This is a genomic window from Agrobacterium sp. CNPSo 3708 (assembly GCF_028674915.1).
GTDB classification, from domain to species: domain Bacteria; phylum Pseudomonadota; class Alphaproteobacteria; order Rhizobiales; family Rhizobiaceae; genus Agrobacterium; species Agrobacterium cavarae.
Genome location: NZ_JAQZSF010000011.1, coordinates 1 through 18356, shown reverse-complemented (window position 1 = coordinate 18356; position 18356 = coordinate 1). Strand labels below are relative to the sequence as shown.

At 56.7% G+C, this 18356-nt stretch carries 19 protein-coding genes; 10 read left to right on the top strand and 9 right to left on the bottom strand.

Features of this window, described 5'->3' with window-relative positions; genetic code table 11:
* Window positions 1-21: 21 nt before the first annotated feature.
* A complete protein-coding gene (locus tag PVA19_RS20790; RefSeq protein WP_274104043.1) occupies window positions 22-492 on the top strand; it encodes an Lrp/AsnC family transcriptional regulator in 471 nt (156 codons plus the stop codon).
* Window positions 493-534: 42 nt separating this feature from the next.
* Here PVA19_RS20790 and PVA19_RS20785 read toward each other — a convergent pair whose 3' ends face one another.
* Entirely contained in the window at window positions 535-1101 is a 567-nt protein-coding gene (locus PVA19_RS20785) for a sigma-70 family RNA polymerase sigma factor (RefSeq protein ID WP_062427769.1), read from the bottom strand.
* Window positions 1101-1301: a NepR family anti-sigma factor gene (locus PVA19_RS20780; RefSeq protein WP_062427731.1), complete on the bottom strand. Its 201-nt coding sequence runs from the start codon at window positions 1299-1301 to the stop codon at window positions 1101-1103. The genes PVA19_RS20785 and PVA19_RS20780 overlap by 1 nt, the downstream gene beginning before the upstream one ends.
* A 137-nt stretch (window positions 1302-1438) precedes the next feature.
* Between PVA19_RS20780 and PVA19_RS20775 the strand changes: the two genes are divergently transcribed.
* Together PVA19_RS20775 and PVA19_RS20770 are read left to right on the top strand one after the other, a co-directional pair.
* A complete protein-coding gene (locus PVA19_RS20775; protein ID WP_062427732.1) occupies window positions 1439-2233 on the top strand; it encodes a response regulator in 795 nt (264 codons plus the stop codon).
* 108 nt (window positions 2234-2341) lie between these two features.
* Window positions 2342-3340, top strand: coding sequence for a sensor histidine kinase (locus tag PVA19_RS20770; protein WP_062427733.1), 999 nt, complete (start codon window positions 2342-2344; stop codon window positions 3338-3340).
* Window positions 3341-3862: 522 nt separating this feature from the next.
* Here the strand turns inward: PVA19_RS20770 and PVA19_RS20765 are convergent.
* Window positions 3863-5479 carry a sensor histidine kinase gene (locus PVA19_RS20765; protein ID WP_274104042.1) on the bottom strand — a complete coding sequence of 539 codons (1617 nt, stop codon included), beginning with the start codon at window positions 5477-5479 and terminating at the stop codon, window positions 3863-3865.
* A 338-nt stretch (window positions 5480-5817) separates the two neighbouring features.
* Here PVA19_RS20765 and PVA19_RS20760 point away from each other — a divergent pair, with 338 nt between their 5' ends.
* On the top strand, window positions 5818-6396 hold the full coding sequence (locus tag PVA19_RS20760; protein WP_111850854.1) for a PRC-barrel domain-containing protein: 579 nt from the start codon (window positions 5818-5820) through the stop codon (window positions 6394-6396).
* Window positions 6397-6491: 95 nt separating this feature from the next.
* Here the strand turns inward: PVA19_RS20760 and galE are convergent, their stop codons facing one another.
* The 3 genes from galE to PVA19_RS20745 form a co-directional block, all read right to left on the bottom strand.
* A complete protein-coding gene (galE, locus tag PVA19_RS20755; RefSeq protein WP_116494535.1) occupies window positions 6492-7475 on the bottom strand; it encodes a UDP-glucose 4-epimerase GalE in 984 nt (327 codons plus the stop codon).
* Window positions 7476-7608: 133 nt separating this feature from the next.
* Window positions 7609-8028, bottom strand: coding sequence for a hypothetical protein (locus PVA19_RS20750; protein ID WP_274104041.1), 420 nt, complete (start codon window positions 8026-8028; stop codon window positions 7609-7611).
* 9 nt (window positions 8029-8037) lie between these two features.
* Window positions 8038-8379, bottom strand: coding sequence for a DUF883 family protein (locus PVA19_RS20745; RefSeq protein ID WP_112360601.1), 342 nt, complete (start codon window positions 8377-8379; stop codon window positions 8038-8040).
* A gap of 198 nt (window positions 8380-8577) precedes the next feature.
* Here PVA19_RS20745 and nspC point away from each other — a divergent pair, with 198 nt between their 5' ends.
* Entirely contained in the window at window positions 8578-9675 is a 1098-nt protein-coding gene (gene nspC, locus PVA19_RS20740) for a carboxynorspermidine decarboxylase (protein WP_274104040.1), read from the top strand.
* Between the two features lie 78 nt (window positions 9676-9753).
* Window positions 9754-10992, top strand: coding sequence for a saccharopine dehydrogenase family protein (locus PVA19_RS20735; RefSeq protein ID WP_113272405.1), 1239 nt, complete (start codon window positions 9754-9756; stop codon window positions 10990-10992).
* Window positions 10993-11127: 135 nt separating this feature from the next.
* Here the strand turns inward: PVA19_RS20735 and PVA19_RS20730 are convergent, their stop codons facing one another.
* Complete coding sequence (locus PVA19_RS20730; RefSeq protein ID WP_062597628.1) at window positions 11128-11367, bottom strand: DUF2934 domain-containing protein; 240 nt, start codon at window positions 11365-11367, stop codon at window positions 11128-11130.
* Between the two features lie 717 nt (window positions 11368-12084).
* On the opposite strand from PVA19_RS20730, the gene cysP reads away from it, so the two are divergent.
* The 4 genes from cysP (at window position 12085) to PVA19_RS20710 (ending at window position 15941) form a co-directional block, all read left to right on the top strand.
* Window positions 12085-13071: a thiosulfate ABC transporter substrate-binding protein CysP gene (cysP, locus tag PVA19_RS20725; RefSeq protein ID WP_274104039.1), complete on the top strand. Its 987-nt coding sequence runs from the start codon at window positions 12085-12087 to the stop codon at window positions 13069-13071.
* 120 nt (window positions 13072-13191) lie between these two features.
* Window positions 13192-14013: a sulfate ABC transporter permease subunit CysT gene (cysT, locus tag PVA19_RS20720; RefSeq protein WP_062439094.1), complete on the top strand. Its 822-nt coding sequence runs from the start codon at window positions 13192-13194 to the stop codon at window positions 14011-14013.
* 3 nt (window positions 14014-14016) lie between these two features.
* Window positions 14017-14910 (top strand): sulfate ABC transporter permease subunit CysW, encoded by an 894-nt coding sequence (gene cysW, locus PVA19_RS20715; RefSeq protein ID WP_274104038.1) that lies wholly within the window; start codon window positions 14017-14019, stop codon window positions 14908-14910.
* The gene (locus PVA19_RS20710; protein ID WP_274104037.1) at window positions 14907-15941 is read left to right on the top strand and encodes a sulfate/molybdate ABC transporter ATP-binding protein; all 1035 of its coding nucleotides are present in this window, start codon (window positions 14907-14909) and stop codon (window positions 15939-15941) included. The genes cysW and PVA19_RS20710 overlap by 4 nt, the downstream gene beginning before the upstream one ends.
* Window positions 15942-16022: 81 nt before the next feature.
* Here PVA19_RS20710 and PVA19_RS20705 read toward each other — a convergent pair whose 3' ends face one another.
* Entirely contained in the window at window positions 16023-17963 is a 1941-nt protein-coding gene (locus tag PVA19_RS20705) for a M23 family metallopeptidase (protein WP_274104036.1), read from the bottom strand.
* A gap of 61 nt (window positions 17964-18024) precedes the next feature.
* On the bottom strand, window positions 18025-18356 hold a 332-nt coding region (locus tag PVA19_RS20700), incomplete at its 5' end, for a hypothetical protein (protein WP_274104035.1).

Here is an 18356-nt window from a genome sequence, read left to right as displayed (position 1 = left end):
CGAGTTTTGCAGGAAAATTGGATGATGAAGGCGCAAGAAACAGGCGATCTGGATCACTTCGATATGAGGATCATGGAAGCGCTCAGCGGGGACGGGCGAATGTCCGTGCTGGAATTGTCGCGGCGCGTGGGGCTTTCGAAGACGCCCTGCCAGACCCGCCTGAAGCGGCTTGTCGATGAGGGCTATATTCTGGGTTTCCGGGCGTCGCTCAATGCAGCGAAGCTTGGGCTCGAGCACATCGCTTTCACCGAGGTCAAGCTTTCCGATACGAGAGAGAAGGCGTTGGATGAGTTCAATGCAGCGGTGCGCAAGATCAAGGAGGTGGAGGAGTGCCACATGATCGCCGGCGCGTTCGACTACCTGCTGAAAGTAAGAACGACAGACATCCGCAAATATCGACGGGTGCTTGGCGAGAAAATCTCGAGCCTGCCTTCGGTCGCAAACACATCGACCTTTGTCGTCATGGAGTCTGTCAAGGATACAGGGATGTGACGGGCAGCGTCAGTGGGCCACCCGTCACATTATTAAACGCGATCAGCGAAGACCCATTGCAGCAGTGACTGCCGTGGTCTGGGCGTCGGGACCGAACTCGTTTTCGTTTTCGATGCCGAGAAGTTCTTGCAGACGCATTCGCGCACGGCTGACACGGCTCTTGATCGTGCCGACAGGGCAACCGCAGATCTCTGCAGCTTCTTCATAGGCAAAGCCGGAAGCACCGATCAGCAAAATGGCTTCACGCTGATCGTCTGGCAATTTTTCAAGCGCCTGGCGGAAATCGTGGAGGTCGACCGAGCCATGCTGTTCGGGCGGGACGGACAGGCGCGAGGTATATGCGCCGTCTGTGTCCTGAACCTCACGGCCGGATTTGCGGATCTGGCTGTAGAACTCGTTTCGCAGGATGGTCACCAGCCATGCACGCATATTCGTGCCAGGTTGATAGCTTTCCTGCTTAGCCCAGGCTTTCATGATCGTGTCCTGGACAAGATCGTCAGCGCGATCGCGAGAGCGAATGAGGGATATAGCGAATGCGCGCAGGTTCGGCAGGGCCGCCAGCATTTCGCGTTTAAAGTTGTGGCCGTCTTTTTCCACGTCTTGTGTCATCATTCACCCGAAGCTTTCGATCTGCGCTCAGCCTCGTCAAGCTTTTCGAGAAGGTCGAGGAACTTGTCCGGGATACCTTCATCCTGGACAGCGTCGTATAGTTCTCTCAATTTCCGGGTGATGACCGCTCGTCCGGAATCGGGCACACTTGGCCCCGCTCCGTTATCAGACGAATCCTGATCCGATTGAAACATGCTCATGAGTGCGGGTATTCCTTTTGTGACGCTTTATAAATGCGCTCACAAAAAAAACGTTCCAGGCCTGCGGAACTTTTTTTTCCTTCAGGCATTAATCCCGCAGGTTTGCGCTGCAGACCGCATGAACAGGGGAGAATTACATGTCCGTTTCTACACGCATTGCACCGCACCTACCTTATCTCCGTAGGTTCGCGCGTGCCGTTTGCGGGTCTCAATCCACCGGCGATGCCTACGTCGCTGCTAGCCTCGAAGCTCTGATCGCCGATGTCAGCATCTTTCCGCAGACGAGCAGCGATCGTGTTTCGCTTTATCAATTGTTTGTCTCTATTTTTAGTTCCGTCACGATCAACATCAAGACGGATGAGAACCTGACGGGCTGGGAAAAGCGCGCTTCTGCCAATCTTTCGGCCGTTCCGGCTGTGCCGCGCCAGGCGTTTCTGCTGACCACTGTCGAAGAGTTTTCTCCCTCGGAAGCCGCTGAAGTTCTTCAGGTTCCCGAAAGTGATATCGGCAAGTTGATCGATGAGGCGGCGTCCGAAATCGCCCGCCAGGTTGCGACCGACATCATGATCATCGAAGACGAACCGCTGATCGCGATGGACATCGAGCAGATGGTGACCGATCTCGGCCACAACGTCACCGGCATCGCCCGCACCCATAAGGAAGCGCTGGAACTCTTCCACCGCACCCAGCCAAAGATGATCCTTGCGGATATCCAGCTTGCAGACGGCAGTTCCGGCCTTGACGCGATGAAGGACATCCTTCAGATGACGACCCTTCCGGTCATCTTCATCACCGCCTTCCCTGAGCGTCTGCTCACCGGTGAGCGGCCTGAGCCGACCTTCCTTGTGACCAAGCCATTCAACCCAGATATGGTTAAGGCGCTGATCAGTCAGGCTCTGTTCTTTAATGAAAGTTCACGTGTTGCCGCGTAATTCATGCTGAGTGTCGTTATGTCCCGCAACTCTTGCGGCTGCTGGACGTTTGACGCAAGGATAGTCGGCGCGGGCGCTTCGCGGCTCGACGTCGTTTTCCGCTAGGAGATGAAATTGCATCGGCTCGCGTGGCACAACAGAGACCGAAACGAAGGTGAATTGCATGATTCGCTGGTGTTGGCTTTGCTCGACTCCGGCGAAACTGTCATGCTGCAGGATCGTGACCGGGATTACATATTCATTGCCAATCTGCCGGACGTTTGGAACCTCCCGACGGAGCGGGAAGACGAGCCTACGGACATCAACATCTTCGGCAAGGACCTTGCTCAGCGTCTGTCGGAGTTGAAGAAGGATCTGAGCGCTGCGGGCAGCCGCGGTACGCTTGAGGTGATGGCGGGCAAGGACAGGATATTTCAGTTCCATGTCTATTCCACGGTCAACATGTCTGGCCAGGGAGTGTTGAAGACGACAATCCGCGAGGTCACCGTTGAGCGTCGCCGCGAACAGTTGCTTCGCTCGCTGCTGCGCGAGGTCAGTCATCGTTCGAAAAATCTTCTGGCAATCATCCAGAGCCTTTCGGCACAGACGGCACGGTTCAGTTTCACCAAGGAAGATTTCCTGCGGAAATTCCGTGGGCGGCTCCATGCGCTGGCACAATCTCAAGATCTGATCACGGATTCAGATTGGCGCGGAGCGGAAATTTTCGAACTGTTGAAACAGCAATCGGATCTCTACCTTCCAGAATATCCTCACCTGGTTCAGATGAAGGGTGAAAACCTCCTGCTCAATCCGAATGGCGCTCTCTATGTGGGGCTGGCCTTCCACGAACTGGTGGTGAATACCGTCAGCCACAGCCCCAACCTGGCGCTTCACTTGCCCATCACGCTGGAATGCCGGCGCGACGGGGATTTCTTCGAAGTGAGCTGGAGCGAACCGCTTTCTCCGGATGATCTGCCCGCATCGCAAGAGAGCGACCGACGAAGCAACTTTGGTAGCGTTGTCCTCGAAAAGGTGGTGCCAGCAGCCCTTGCAGGGGAGGCGCGGTACGACATCTCGGCCAGTGACATCGGATATACGCTGCGCTTCCCTGCTCCGGTCGCGTCCTGACGCGAAAGACGTCCTTTGCGTGGAAACCTTTACGCAAAGCGCGATGGGACGGGCTCGAGATCGGGATCGATTTTTTCAGCCCATATGCGTGTAGAAAGAACTCGTGCGCCGCTCAGCATGTCCTAAAGCATGATCCACGTAAAAGTGTCCGGCGGTTTGTGACAGCGACATGCGCTACGCGACCTAGGGCGTGGAGCGAATCTGAACATCGCACCATGCTTTACAGGACACGCGGTCATCTCAGCGCATCTTTGACCAGCGGGCTATCTCAGGTGATGAGCTGAAGCGTACATTATCGACGGAGGACATTCCCCGCGTCTCCGCGTGAGTTGGCGAGTGAGGACTGTCGATCGATGACCCAAAAACAGAAAAGCACGGCTCGGGGGAGAGCCGTGCTATTCAGGGGCAGGTTTTCAGGGGCAAAACCTGCTGCGCCGGGCCTCTAGGCGGGGACGGGGAATTGGCCTGGCGTGCTGAAGAAACGTACGCACCTATTCTTGGTTCCAGAGGCCCAACGATATTTTACGCAGTCTCTGGGCCAGAATTTCTTTTGAGCAGCCGCTCCATGGGCGCGGTCATCGACCAAGTAAACCCGGTTTGCGCATAATCCGTTGAAACAACAGCAGAAAATGCGCTTTCCGCATGGCGCTTTATAATCGTAGAGCCAAATCCTCGACGTGAAGGCTGGCTGGCCGGCGGGCCGTCTGTCTCGGTCCACTCCATCGTGACGCTATCGTGATCGGTTGAATTAAAGGCCCAATGAAGCCGCACGCGTCCTTCCCTGACTGAAAGCGCGCCGTACTTGATCGAGTTTGTGCTCAGTTCGTGAAGGATGAGGCCGAGATTTTGCGCAGCTTCGGGCGATAGAAGGAAATCCTCGCCTGAGATATCGACCTGATTGGCTGTCGAGCCGAACACCTCAAGATGGCCTTTCACCAAGCGGTGGATCGGCAGGCCTTCCCACTGGACCTCGGCCAGTGCCGAGATCGACATGGCGAGACCTCGTAGTCTGCGATCGACTTCCTTCTGCAGCTCGGGAACGGTGGTGTTTTCCCGAGCCAATTGGCGCATCATCGCCTGCACCAGGGTCAACATGTTCTTGGACCGGTGAACCAGTTCATGCAAAATCAGCTGGTTACGGTCTTCTGCCTGACTGCGATCGAAAGACGCGTTGGAGAGTGCCACACCGACCTGGTTGAGTTCCTTGACGTTGGTTTCGACGCGCGAGACGATTTCGCCTTCGCCGATGCGTTCAGCCACGGCGACGAGTTGTTTGACGGACTGCCGCAATTGCCGGCCGACAAGGTAGGTGCCGAGGACTGCAGCCAGGACGATGAAAAGGCTGCCGATCAACATCTGCCGCCAAGTGCTGCGCAAGGCCGAGTCGCTACGGTCTATCGCGCCCGCCACGACCGCTTTCCAGGGCCAGCCGGGAAGTTGGGCATAGGCATAGATGTTGTTATGAGCATCGGTGAAGCTGCCGCTGAAAGCCGACATCCCGGCTGCGAGTTTTGCCGGCTCATAGGCGATACCGGGCGCTGCCTGTTGCATATTGCTTGAAATCACCACGCGCCCGCCGCTGTCGATCACCGAGGCCGACCATCCAGCGGGGATTGCGTCCGTCGAGATCAGGCTTGAGAGATCCTTCGCGGCTTGCGTAACGATCAATACGTCGCCAGCGGCTGCGAGCTGACGTGGCAGGGGAAGGGTGACGGTGAACACCCATTCCTTCCGGTTGGTGGCATAGAAGATGTTCGAAAGCATGATCCGCTTGGCATCGATCGCCTCCTGAATATGGGCATCCGCAGGAACCTGGCCTAGAGGCTGCCCGTAGGGAACGCGCGTATTGACCTTCTGAACGCCGTCGCGCGTGGCGACCACCACGTAGATGTTTCGCTGGCGCAGGCTTTCGCTGACGCGCTGATGAAAACTGGCGAGATCGCCATCTTCCAGTTCCGGAAACTGCACGAGGAGATTAAGCGTGGTGCTCAGTTCCTGAAGACGCCGCTCGATGTTGCGGCTGATGGCTCGTGCATCGTCGACGGCTTCACGTTGCAAATCTTCCCGTTCATCCGCTTCAAGCCGCAACATCAGATAACCGGCAAAAATAATCAGCGGCAGGGTCACCAGCGTCGTCATGATGACGATGTAGGTGCCAATCGATGCTGTGGGAGACAGTCTGGCGAAGAATGCTCTAAACCTGGAAATTGTCGTGCCCTTATACGTCCATAAGTGTCATCTTTTATGCTGAATGACGCACAGATAATAGCTGTCTAATTTGCCGGCACAATGCTGTTCCTTGCGGCAGGTAGCGATATCTATAGGCTTTTTTCTCCTTTCACCCTTTGTTGATGAGGGTGAAAAACCCGGAACCAATTTTGCCGTCGTTTCGTTTGCTCGGCGAACAGGTTGACGAAAAGGACAGATGAACTGTCACCAGCCAGTTTGGTTTAACGACGATGAAAGGAAGGTACGAGATGAAAAAGACATTGACCCTTATCGCGACGGCCGCCCTCATGGGTTCAACAGCGTTCGCACCGCTCGCCATCGCCCAAGACGCAACTCAGCCTGCGCCAGGCACGACGGCTCCAGCAAGCCCGAACGCCGCGCCGGCAACTCCAGTCATGCCGACAACCCCTGGCGCGACCGACACCTCCGCGAATGCTGGCGCCGCATCCGGCTCCTATCTGACGGAGCAGGCAGCCAACCAGATCAGCGCCAATGATTTCATCGGCAACTCGGTTTACACCTCCGCCGACGAGAGCATTGGTAACGTGACGAACCTCATCCTTGAAGAAAACGGCGGCATTGTCGCTGCTGTGGTCGGCGTCGGCGGATTCCTCGGAATCGGCACCAAGGATGTTGCCGTCCCGATGGACAAGCTCACGATGACACGTGACACCAACAATGGCACGGTCCGCCTGACGACGACCGAAACCGCTGAATCGCTGAAGGCAGCGCCCGAGTTCATGACCCTCAAGGACAAGAACGCGAACGCAAGCACCACGGCACCAGCGGCAACCGACACCACGCAGACAGGTGCTACCAAGCCCTAATCCCGTTACGGGAGAGGAGCGAGAGGGAGCATGATGCTCTTTCTCAGAACACCGGCCTCATTGGGGCCGGTGTTTTTTTGTGCTGAGCGGGTCTCTCAACGCTCCGCATTGTGGGTCGAATGCCAACGCCATGCGGAGGAGATGATATCCTCCAGCGTATAGCGCGGCTGCCAACCCAGGACCTCCCGGGCCTTGTCGTTATTGGCCACAAGCTTAGTGGAGTCGCCTTCGCGCCGTTCGGCGAATTCCACGGGGAACGGGCGGCCTGAGACTTTTGAAATCGCGTCGAGCAACTCTTTCACCGTCGTTCCAGTCCCGGTGCCGAGATTGAGTTCTACGGTCTCCCCGCCAGACAAGAGATAGTCCACCGCGCGGACATGCGCATCAGCGAGATCGAGGATGTGAATATAGTCGCGCACGCAGGTGCCGTCCCGGGTGTCATAGTCGGTGCCAAACACCTTGAAGCCCTGGCGGCGGCCAAGGGCCGCCTCGATCGCGAGCGGAATGGCATGTGTTTCGGGCTTATGCCACTCTCCGATACGGCCTTCGAAATCAGCACCCGCCGCGTTGAAATAGCGCAGCATCACAGACTTCAAATCCTTGTAGGTGCTGAAATCCTTGAGCGCCTGCTCAACGATCCATTTGGTTCTGCCGTAGGGATTGATCGGAGCCTGGGGGTGGCCTTCATCCAGCGGTACACGTTCGGGCAGACCATAGGTCGCGCATGTGGACGAGAAAACGAAGGCTTTTACGCCGGCGTCCATCGTCGCGGACAAGAGGGTCAGGGCGCCAATGACGTTGTTATCGTAAAAGGCGACCGGGCTCTTGACCGATTCACCCACCTCGATGAGGGCTGCGAAGTGAAGAACCGCCTCGGGCTGATGCTTGGCGAAGACCTCGTCCAGTCGCGCCTTGTCGCGAATATCCCCTTGCTCGAACGGTCCCCAGCGAACAAATTCTTCATGGCCATTGGAGAGATTGTCGAAAACGACAGGTTCGTAGCCGCGTTCTGCAAGCAACAGGCAGGTGTGCGAGCCAATATATCCGGCCCCGCCGACAACGAGAACTTTCTTCCGCATCCAACATCCTTTCAAAAAGAGACTGTTGGAGACTGCGTATCATTTTGTCGGAAGAAGGGTAGGGGAATTTTTTTGGAAAAGACCGCAAGGTAAATGCGCGTCCCTTGGAAACCGAGGGACGCGCATGAGAGTTTTACTTCTTGCGAATTGTCGTGCGTGTTGTGATGAAGCCAAGCGCCATCGCAATCAACAGCGTCGTGAACGGACGTTTTCCAAGAGCGCCAGCCGCCATTGCCTCGACAGCCAATGGTGCCGTCGCAAGCGGAGACGCAATTGGTGCACGGCGGTACGCCGTCGGGCGACGAAGGATTGCCAGCCAGACCAGCATGATCACGCCGAGCAGGAAAGCGCCGCCGGCAATCACCAACGCGGCAGGGCCAGCACCGATTTCCTTAGCAAGATAGATCGAGCCGCCGATGCCGCCAGCGATGACGGCAACCAGGAAGAAAAAGCCGGCAAGCACCCTAAGCACGATGCCGGTCTTTATACGGCGCGTGACGAAGGTGCCTTCCCGCTGTGTATCGCCCAGATAGAGCAAAAATGCTTGAAGCATGTTTGCGCCTTATCGACGCGTGACAAGGGCAAGAAGGAAGCCGGTTGCGACAGCGATGCCGAGAGACTGAAGTGGATTACGCTGAACCTGGTAGACCAGATTATCATTCAGCGTCTGAATTTCGTCGCGAACCGCATGAACGGTCTGCTCAGACTTCGCCATGGCATCATCGGCAACGCGCGATGCCTGTGCCTTGACCTCATGGGAAACGCCAACTCCAAGCGCCTTGACGCTCTTTGCGAGGTTGGAAAGGTCGTCACGCAGCTGCGACAGCTGTGCGGAGACATCCTCGGCCTCAGCGCTGTTGAGGGTTTCGCGTACCTTGTCTTCCACGTTGCGAACGCTTGCCATGTTCAATCCTTTTCTAGGGTGTCAAAATGCGCCTGACCTCCAAACGTAGGGCCCGCGCTTTTGTTCCCGCCTTTTGCGAAAACCCGCCAGGGAATCGTTGCAATTGTTTTCGACAGGTTTGTTTTCCTGTCACAAGCATCATATAAGGCCGGGAAAATGATCTCATGATCTCTATCAATTGGACGATGTGACTGGCCGATGCTGCAAACACCTTACTACCTGATCGACAAGACCAAGCTTCTCCGCAACATGGAGAAGATTGCCTATGTGCGCGAAAAATCCGGCGCCAAGGCTCTTCTCGCGCTCAAGTGCTTTGCGACGTGGTCGGTCTTCGACTTTATGGCTGAGTTCATGGACGGCACCACCTCGTCCTCGCTCTATGAGGTGCGGCTCGGGCATGAGAAATTCGGTGGCGAGACGCATGCCTATTCCGTCGCTTATGCCGATTACGAGATCGACGAAGTCGTCTCCCACGCCGACAAGATCATCTTCAACTCCATCGGGCAGCTAGAACGCTTCGCCGACAAGGCGTCCGGCATCGTTCGTGGCCTTCGCCTCAATCCGCAGGTGAGTTCTTCCACCTTCGATCTGGCAGACCCCGCGCGCCCGTTCAGCCGTCTTGGCGAATGGGATGTGGCCAAGGTGGAGAAGATCATGGACCGCATCTCCGGTTTCATGATCCACAACAATTGCGAGAACAATGATTTCGGCCTCTTCGACCAGATGCTTGGTCAGATCGAGGAAAAATTCGGTTCGCTTCTGTCGCGTGCGGAGTGGGTCAGCCTTGGCGGCGGCATTCACTTCACTGGCGAGAATTATCCTCTCGACCAGTTCTGCGACCGCCTCAAGCAGTTTTCTGAAAAGTACGGCGTGCAGGTCTATCTTGAGCCGGGCGAAGCATCGATCACCAAGAGCACGACGCTGGAAGTCTCGGTTCTCGACACGCTGTTCAATGGCAAGAATCTTGCCATTGTCGATAGCTCGATTGAAGCCCACATGCTGGATCTCTTGATCTATCGCGAGAACGCGAAGGTCGCGCCCAACGAGGGCGAGCATTCATATATGGTGTGCGGCAAGTCCTGCCTCGCGGGCGATGTCTTCGGCGAATTCAAGTTCGAAAACGAACTCAAGGTCGGCGATCGCGTCTCTTTCCAGGATGCGGCCGGCTATACAATGGTCAAGAAGAACTGGTTCAACGGCGTCAAAATGCCGGCGATTGCCATCAAGGAACTGGACGGCAGCATTCGAACCGTCCGTGAATTCGACTTTGTCGATTATCAGCAGAGTCTGTCGTAACAACGCGTTTTTGAAAAACGCATGTAGCACTCTTTCTCAAAAAGCCATCCCTGCGGGGAAAAGGAGGCATCACCTGAAATGAAGAAGAACGTTCTCATCATCGGCGCCGGTGGCGTAGCACAGGTCGTGGCGCACAAGTGCGCCCAGAATAGCGATGTATTGGGAGACATTCATATTGCGTCACGCACTGTCGATAAGTGCCGCAAGATTGTCGAATCCGTACGTGAAAAGAAGAGCCTCAAGACAGAGGTGAAACTTGAGGCCCACGCGCTGGACGCTTTGGATATCGAGGCCACGAAGGCCTTGATAGAAAAGACTGGCGTCCAGATCGTCATCAACGTCGGTTCGGCCTTCGTCAACATGTCCGTTCTTCAGGCCTGCATGGACGCAGGTGTTGCCTATATGGATACCGCGATCCACGAGGATCCAACAAAGATCTGCGAAACACCGCCGTGGTACGGAAACTACGAATGGAAGCGTGCCGCCGAATGCAAGGAAAAGGGCGTGACCGCCATTCTGGGCGTCGGCTTCGATCCGGGTGTGGTCAATGCCTATGCGCGTCTGGCCAAGGATGAGTATTTCGACAAGGTCACGTCCGTCGATATCGTCGATATCAATGCCGGTAGTCATGGTCGCTGGTTCTCGACCAACTTCGATCCGGAAATCAATTTCCGCGAATTCACCGGCGTGGTCTATTCCTGGCAGAACGGCCAGTGGCAGACGAACCAGATGTTCGAAGTCGGACAGGAATTCGACCTGCCGGTCGTTGGCAAGCAGAAGGCCTATATGACGGGCCACGACGAAGTGCACTCGCTATCCAAGAACATGGATGGCGCGGATGTGCGTTTCTGGATGGGCTTTGGCGACCATTACATCAACGTCTTCACCGTTTTGAAGAACCTTGGCCTCCTGTCCGAAAAGCCGGTCAAGACGGCTGAAGGTCTGGAAGTGGTTCCGCTCAAGGTGGTCAAGGCCGTGCTGCCCGATCCGTCTTCACTGGCGCCCGACTATGTCGGCAAGACCTGCATTGGCGATATCGTCAAGGGAACGAAGGACGGCACGGAGCGCGAAGTCTTTATCTACAACGTGGCTGACCACAAGGAAGCCTACGAAGAAGTCGGCTCGCAGGGCATCTCCTACACGGCTGGCGTTCCGCCGGTTGCCGCAGCGATGCTGATTGCCACTGGCGAGTGGGATGTGAAGCAGATGGCGAATGTCGAAGAACTTCCGCCGCAGCCGTTCCTCAATCTCTTGAACAAGATCGGCTTGCCGACCCGCATCAAGGACGAAAACGGCGATCGCGCCTTGACGTTCTGAAGCGACACACGCGAGCAAACGCTGCGCAGTTTTGCGCAGCATCTTCTCAGTCGATACAAAAAAGCCCCGTTCTGTGTGAACGGGGCTTTTTCATGCAGGTTGGAATTTCTGAAGCGCTTAGCTGTTCTGAAGTGCTTACTGGGCTGCAGACTTCTTGGCGCGTGTCTTGGGTTTGGTTGTTTCGGGAGCGATGGAAGCGGCTTTGACTTCGCCCTTCTTGCGATGAGCAGGCTTGGTCGCCTTCGTGCTCTGCAGCAAAGTGAATTCTTTCTTCGCCTGCTCCCAGTGCTCGGCATCACGGCCGTGCGGGCGGCCTTCGCTCTCCCAAAGTGTGTAAGCCCGCTTGCTGATCCACTCTTGTTCTGAAACCTGCATGTCTATCTCCTGGAGTAACGCCTTAACCCGTAACGGGCTGTCTGCATGGTCCGGCGGCAACGCTGGACAGGAATGAGCCGCGGTCTTCTACTTCTCTAGAGCGCCGTGCGTCTTTTCAGACGCACTAAAGACGCTCTATATCTTTAAATCTACGCATCTTGCGTTTCCGAAAAGCGATTCCGATTTTCGGGTTGATGCTGTAGTAGATGCCACGATTCTGCAGACGGTCAAGTCAATTTGCTGCGTCGCAATAGGCAGCGTTTTTTTGTTTTCTCATATACTCAATACGCTTTCAGGCGCCCTGTCTTCCCTCCGTTTGATAAATGTTGCGTGATGGAGCCACCGCATCCAAACTCCGTAAAAACGGGTTTGGAAGCACGACATGCGAAATAATTTTGGCGATGCAATAAAGCGGGTATCCAAGGCCGACATGAACCACGGATTTGCAACTGGATCGGCGCTATATCGGGTTTTATGAAGCATTATGGGAATCCACGTCGCGAGGTGAGATCCGCAACGCTACAGGCTGCTCCCCGAGCGCCAGAGTTCAGATTTTGACCATGCATCGGGTTAGAGATCTTCCGGAAAATTACTGCGAAAAGACCAGTCTCGGGAGTTGAACATTCTCAAGATGGGTCAGCCTGAGGTTCACGGTTCCTCGCCGAGGCTATCGTCCTTCTCTATTCTCCGCCTCCAATGAGATCCATGGGGGCTGACATGAAACGGATTGCGCTGATTGGCGCCGCACTTGCTGCTTTGATTTCCACCACCGTCTCCGCTGAGGAGCCGAAGACGCTTCTCAACGCATCCTATGATGTGGCGCGTGAGCTCTTCGCGGCTGAAAATGCAGCCTTCTTCAAATCCCATCCGGGCGTGACGATCGACCAATCGCATGCCGGCACCTCGAAGCAGGCCCGTGCGATCGTTGAGGGTCTGGCGGCAGATGTCGTTACCTTCAACCAGGTCACGGATATCGATTTCCTCGTGAAGCAGGGTTTTGTTTCCGCCGACTGGCAGAAGGATTTCCCTAACGACGCGTCGCCCTTCTACTCCTTCCCGTCCTTTCTTGTTCGCAAGGGCAATCCCAAGAATATCAAGGACTGGGATGATCTTGTTCGCGATGACGTGAAGATCGTCTTCCCGAACCCGAAGACGTCCGGCAATGCGCGCTACACCTATTTGGCCGCTGTCGCTTTCGCCAATGAGAAGTTCGATGGCGACCAGGCCAAGGTCGACGAGTTCATCAAGAAGATCTTCGCCAACGTTCCTGTCTTCGATACCGGAGGCCGCGCCGCGACGACCACCTTCGTCGAGCGTGAGATCGGCGACGTTTTGATCACCTTCGAGGCCGAAACCCGTGGCATTGCCAAGCAGTACGGCACGGACAAGTTCGAAGGCGTTGTGCCGTCCGTCAGCCTGCTTTCCGAATTCCCGGTCGCGGTCGTCGACAAGGTTGTGGACAAGCGCGACTCGCGCGAATTGGCAAAGTCTTACCTCGACTTCCTTTATACCGAAGAAGGCCAGCGCATTGCCGCTGAGTTCGGTCACCGCGTTCACAATGAAAAGGTTGCGGCCGAGTTCAAGGACCAGTTCCCCAGCATTCGCCTCGTCAACGTCAATGATGTTTTCGGCGGCTGGGACAAGATCCAGAAAGACCATTTCGCCTCTGGCGGAAAACTGGATGCGCTTTACGGCAATCGCTAATCGTTCTATGGCACAAATCCACATCGACCCGGCGGGATACTCGCCGGGTCGATTTTTGATCTTGTGTCTCTCCATCTCGTGCCGAGAAACAGGACCTTCGCCGATGCAGAGGGGGAAGATTTGAAACGCAATGTCCTGCCGGGGCTCAAATTGTCTCTCGGCGTCACGCTGCTTTACGTCGGCATCATCGTCGTTCTTCCCCTGGCGGCACTCGTCTTCAAGGCGGCAAGCCTCGGACCGGCGGAATATTGGAGCATCATATCGTCTCCGCGAGCCTTCGCGAGCTACCGCGTCACCGTTCTTTGCGCGCTGGCCGCAACAGTCTTCAACGTCATCTTCGGCCTCGCACTTGCATGGGTGCTGACACGCTATCGCTTTCCAGGCTGGCGTCTGGTCGATGCCATTGTTGATTTGCCCTTCGCGCTACCGACGGCGGTGGCCGGTATTGCGCTGACAGCGCTTTTTGCTGGAAACGGCTGGTTTGGCTCAGTTCTGGCAGAGGTCGGAATAAAGGTCGCCTATACGCCGCTCGGCATCATCGTGGCGATGGCCTTTACCAGTCTGCCCTTCATCGTTCGCACCGTTCAGCCCGTGCTGGAAGATCTGGACCCTGCATTGGAAGAGGCCGCCCAGTCGCTCGGTGGATCGGATCTCGAGATTTTTCGCAAGGTCATCCTGCCACTTCTGACGCCAGCGCTTCTTGCCGGCCTGTCGCTCTCCTTTGCCCGCAGCCTTGGCGAATTCGGCGCCATCATCTTCATTGCCGGCAATCAGCCCTTCTCGACCGAGATTACCTCACTACTGATCTTCATCCGGCTGGAGGAATATGATTATCAGGCGGCTGCAGCGATCGCATCCGTTCTGTTGATCACGGCTTTCGTGATGCTGGCGCTCACGAATTATCTGCAGGCACGCGCTTTGCGCTACACGGTGAGGAGCTAGAGAATGAGCGCTATTTCCTCTCGCCGCAAGCCGCCGCGCGTCGGCGATGCACCATGGGTGCGCCGAAGCCTGATCGGCTTCGTTCTCATCATCGGGGCCTTCCTGGTGGTGGCGCCTCTGCTGGTCATCGCCGTCGAGGCCTTTTCTCAAGGTCTGAAGGCCTACGCCGCGACCATCAACCATCCCGATACCCGTCATGCCATCATGCTGACGGTGATCACCGCACTGATCGCGGTGCCGATCAACACGCTCTTCGGTGTCGCTGCTGCCTGGGCGATCACCAAGTTCGACTTCTGGGGCAAGCGTTTCCTGCTGGTCATCGTGGAAATTCCCTTCTCCATATCTCCCATCGTTGCCGGCGTCGCCTATCTCTTCGTCTATGGCCTGCAGGGTCTGTTCGGGCCGTTGCTGGATGCCTATGAAATCAAGATTCTCTTCGCTCTACCGGGCATCGTCATCGCCTCGATGTTCGTCACGGCTCCATTTGTTGCGCGCGAGCTCATCCCGCTGATGCAGGCGCAGGGACGCGATTTGGAGGAGGCGGCAACTTCGCTTGGGGCCTCCGGCTGGCGCACTTTCTTTTCCGTTACGCTGCCCAACATCAAATGGGCGCTCCTCTATGGCGTCGTGCTGTGCAACGCCCGTGTCATGGGCGAATTTGGCGCGGTGTCTATCGTTTCGGGCAATATTCGCGGGCAGACCAACACGCTGCCGCTGCATATCGAGCTTCTTTATCACGACTATCAGGCTGCTGGCGCTTTCGCCTCCGCCTCAATTCTCGCGGCGCTTGCCGTTATCACCATCATCGCCAAAGTCGCATTGGAGCGGCGCGGTGCAGGTCGCGGACGTAAAAAGCTGAGCGCCGCAAACGCCGTCGCCACGGAGACGATTTCATGAAAATCCGCCTGCAGAATGTCGTTAAAACCTTCGACACGTTTCGCGCCGTGCGCGATGTCTCGCTCGATATCGAAAGCGGCGAATTGCTGGCGCTTCTCGGTCCTTCCGGCTCCGGCAAGACGACGATCCTGCGTATGGTTGCAGGGCTCGAATATACGGATGGCGGCCAGATCTATTTCGGCGAGACGGATGCAACAAACATCCCCGTCCGCGACCGAGGCGTTGGCTTCGTCTTCCAGCACTATGCACTCTTCCCGCATATGACGCTGAACGAGAACATCGCTTTCGGTCTGAAAGTATCGCGCGTGAAGCGGAACCGCGCCGAAATCGACGCCCGCGTTCAGGAGTTGCTGCGGCTGGTAAGGCTTGAGGGGTTGGGCGACAGGTTTCCCGCGCAGATTTCCGGTGGGCAAAGGCAACGCGTCGCCCTGGCACGCGCACTTTCCGTCGATCCGAAGGTTCTGTTGCTCGATGAGCCCTTCGGCGCGCTCGACGCAAATGTTCGTCGCGACCTGCGTCGCTGGCTTCGTGAAATCCACGACGAGTTGGGCATCACCACGATCTTCGTCACCCACGACCAGGAAGAGGCGCTCGATCTTGCGGATCGCGTCGTCATTCTCAACCAGGGTGAGATCGTCCAGCAGGGCACGCCGAAAGAGGTCTGCCGCCAGCCGAACAGCGCCTTCGTGATGACTTTTCTCGGAGACACTAACAAGGTTTCCGGGATTGCGAAGAACGGCAAGGTGTATGTCGGAAACACCGAGGTTCAGTTTGCCTACGGTCAGGCGGACGGACCGGTCGAGATCTATGCCCGCCCTGCCGATCTGGAATGGGAGGATTTGCATGATGGGATTCCCGCGCAAGTCACCCGCGTTCTGGACAGGGCAGGGGAGCGCCGAGTGATCGCCACGACGAGAGAAGGGGATCTTCTCGAATTCGATGTACCGCCGGAATCGTCGGTGGAAGCCGGAGACCATGGCCATGTGGTCATTCGCCGCGCCAAAATTTTCCCTGCAGCCGCGCGCGCTTAAGGTCGCTCCGCCTTTAGCGTATCGCGATCTTTCAGATTCGCTCGTTACGCTTTAGGCGCGACGGTGTCTAACAGAGTTCGATTAGCGGCTGGCGACCTGCTCGCCCTTGCCGTCGATGTTCAGCAGCGTGTCGATACGACGACGCTCATCCGAGAAGCGTGCGAGTGCTTGGCCGGAAAGGGACTTGCCGCCCGGAAGGCGAACCTTCATCGCATCCACTTTGGTGCCATTGACGATCAGCTCATAATGCAGGTGCGCACCCGTCGAAAGACCGGTAGATCCGACATAGCCGATCACTTGGCCCTGCGTGACGCGCGCTCCTTCTACCACGCCCTTCGCAATGGCGCTCTGGTGGTTATAGGAGGAGACATACCCATTGGCATGGCGGATCAAAGTCTGGTTGCCGTAACCGGATGCCCATCCCGCCTTCTCCACAACACCGTTGCCCGTGGCGATGATCGGCGTGCCGCGAGGCGCTGCCCAATCGGTGCCGGTATGCATACGGCTGAAGCGTAGAACCGGGTGACGCCGCATGCCGAAACCGGATGTCATTCGACCGTTCGGAACCGGATTACGGATCAGAAACTGGCGGATACTTTTACCTTCGCCATCAAAGTAATCGATGCTGCCATCGTCCGGGTTTTGGAAGCGGTAGAAACGCGTCTGGTTATCGCCGAATTTGGCATTGACGTAGAGCAATTCGGATTGTTCGGTCGCCTTGCCATCCGGTCCTTCGACCGAGAAAAAGGCCTCGAGTGAATCCGAAGGTTTCAGCTGTGCCTGGAAATCGACGCTGCTCGCCAGAAGCTTGATGAGCTGCGATACCATGCTCTGGTTCATGCCATAGGCAAGAGCGGCGCGATAAACGCCGTCATAAACACGCGGCAGATCGCGGTTCGCCGTCATTGGCGCGTTGCCGCCGTCAAAGGCAGTCGCGACCGCATCGAGTTTTGGCGGTTCGCTCGCTGCGACGAAGGTCTTCTGGTCGTTTGCCGCCACCGTCACGACGTGGCGGTTCTTGCGGTAAAGGCTGGCGCGAACGATATCGCTCTTCTCGTCGTCCTGCAAAATGCCGATGCGGAGAACGTCACCCGCCTGCAGTTCCCCCGTCCCATTGACCGACGCTAGGGCTGTCGCGGTCTGCTTGGCTTGTTCCTTGGAATAGCCGGCGCCGAAAAGGGCAGCCTCCATCGTCTGACTCTGCCGCACGGGAATGACGTCGTCGGCAAATTCCGGCAGTTTGACGGTCGGTGCCTGCGGCGTCGAAACCGACATGTTCTGTTCGACCACGCGGGCCGCCAGTCCCGCGGTGATGTCCACATCCTCATCGGCCTCGAAACGACGTGGATCGATATAGTAGAGCGCGGCAAGCTGTTCGTTGCCGTCCGTCAGGATGGAGCCGTTGGAGCGGACCGCTTCTTCCACCTCATCGAAGCTCATCGCGCCGGCATAGGCAAAGGGGCTGTGCTTCGTCGGGAAGGGAACTGATTTGAGGCTGACTTCCGATTCCACCTCGGACCCGTAGATCGTCCCGGTTTTGCTCGCCCCGGCAGCTTCCGGCTCGTCGTCGGTTGCAAAGATGTTGAGCGGATCGAATGCCGGATAATCATCCTGCGCATTATAATTGGCCGCGAGCGAGATCTTCACATGGGCGAAGGGGACTTTGCGAACCACTTCCTTGTCGCCATCATGAATGACTGTCGAGACTTCCATGACGGAGCGGTCCGAAGGACGCGCTGCGATATTGGGCGCCACCAACCGGGTGCCACGGCGAACTGTCTCGGAAGGAGAGTGTTCCATGTCTCCGCGCGCGAAGGCTTCTGCGGGAATGGCAAGCTGCTGACGGCCGTCGAGCGCTGCAAAGAGTGCGACGCCCATCAATATGGAGGAGGTGATGCCTGTGAGAAATGTCCCGCTCAGCCAGCGGATCGAGATCTCGCGCCGGTCGGGTGCTCGCCGGCCTTCCGCCAGAATAGGCGGCTCGGTCCCGAGCGTACGGATCATATCCCGATCCGCCGTCATGCCTGTCGCGACCGTTTCTGCATTTGATCTCCAGAAGTCATGTGACGAAGATGTGCAACTTTCAGACCGAGGAGTCAAACTTCTGCGCGGCGATCCCGACGCAGTTCCCAGCTTGCTGTAACTCTTCGTTAAGAAGTGCAGATAGGATTAAGTCGCGGCGAAAACGTGGCGCGTATGTGTGCGGCGCGGACTTCTCCCCGCGTTCTCGCAAAAACCGGCAGGGAAAGTCATGGAACTGATATGTTTCTGACACCTGTTTGACAGGTTTGTCAAAATTCATCATATAAAACAGTAACTTACAAGAAATATGGATTTTGTTGAAAAACCTCTGTTGACTTGTTTGGGGTGTGTCTCTTATAAGTCCGCTCACTGACGAGGGCGGCGGCGCTGCTG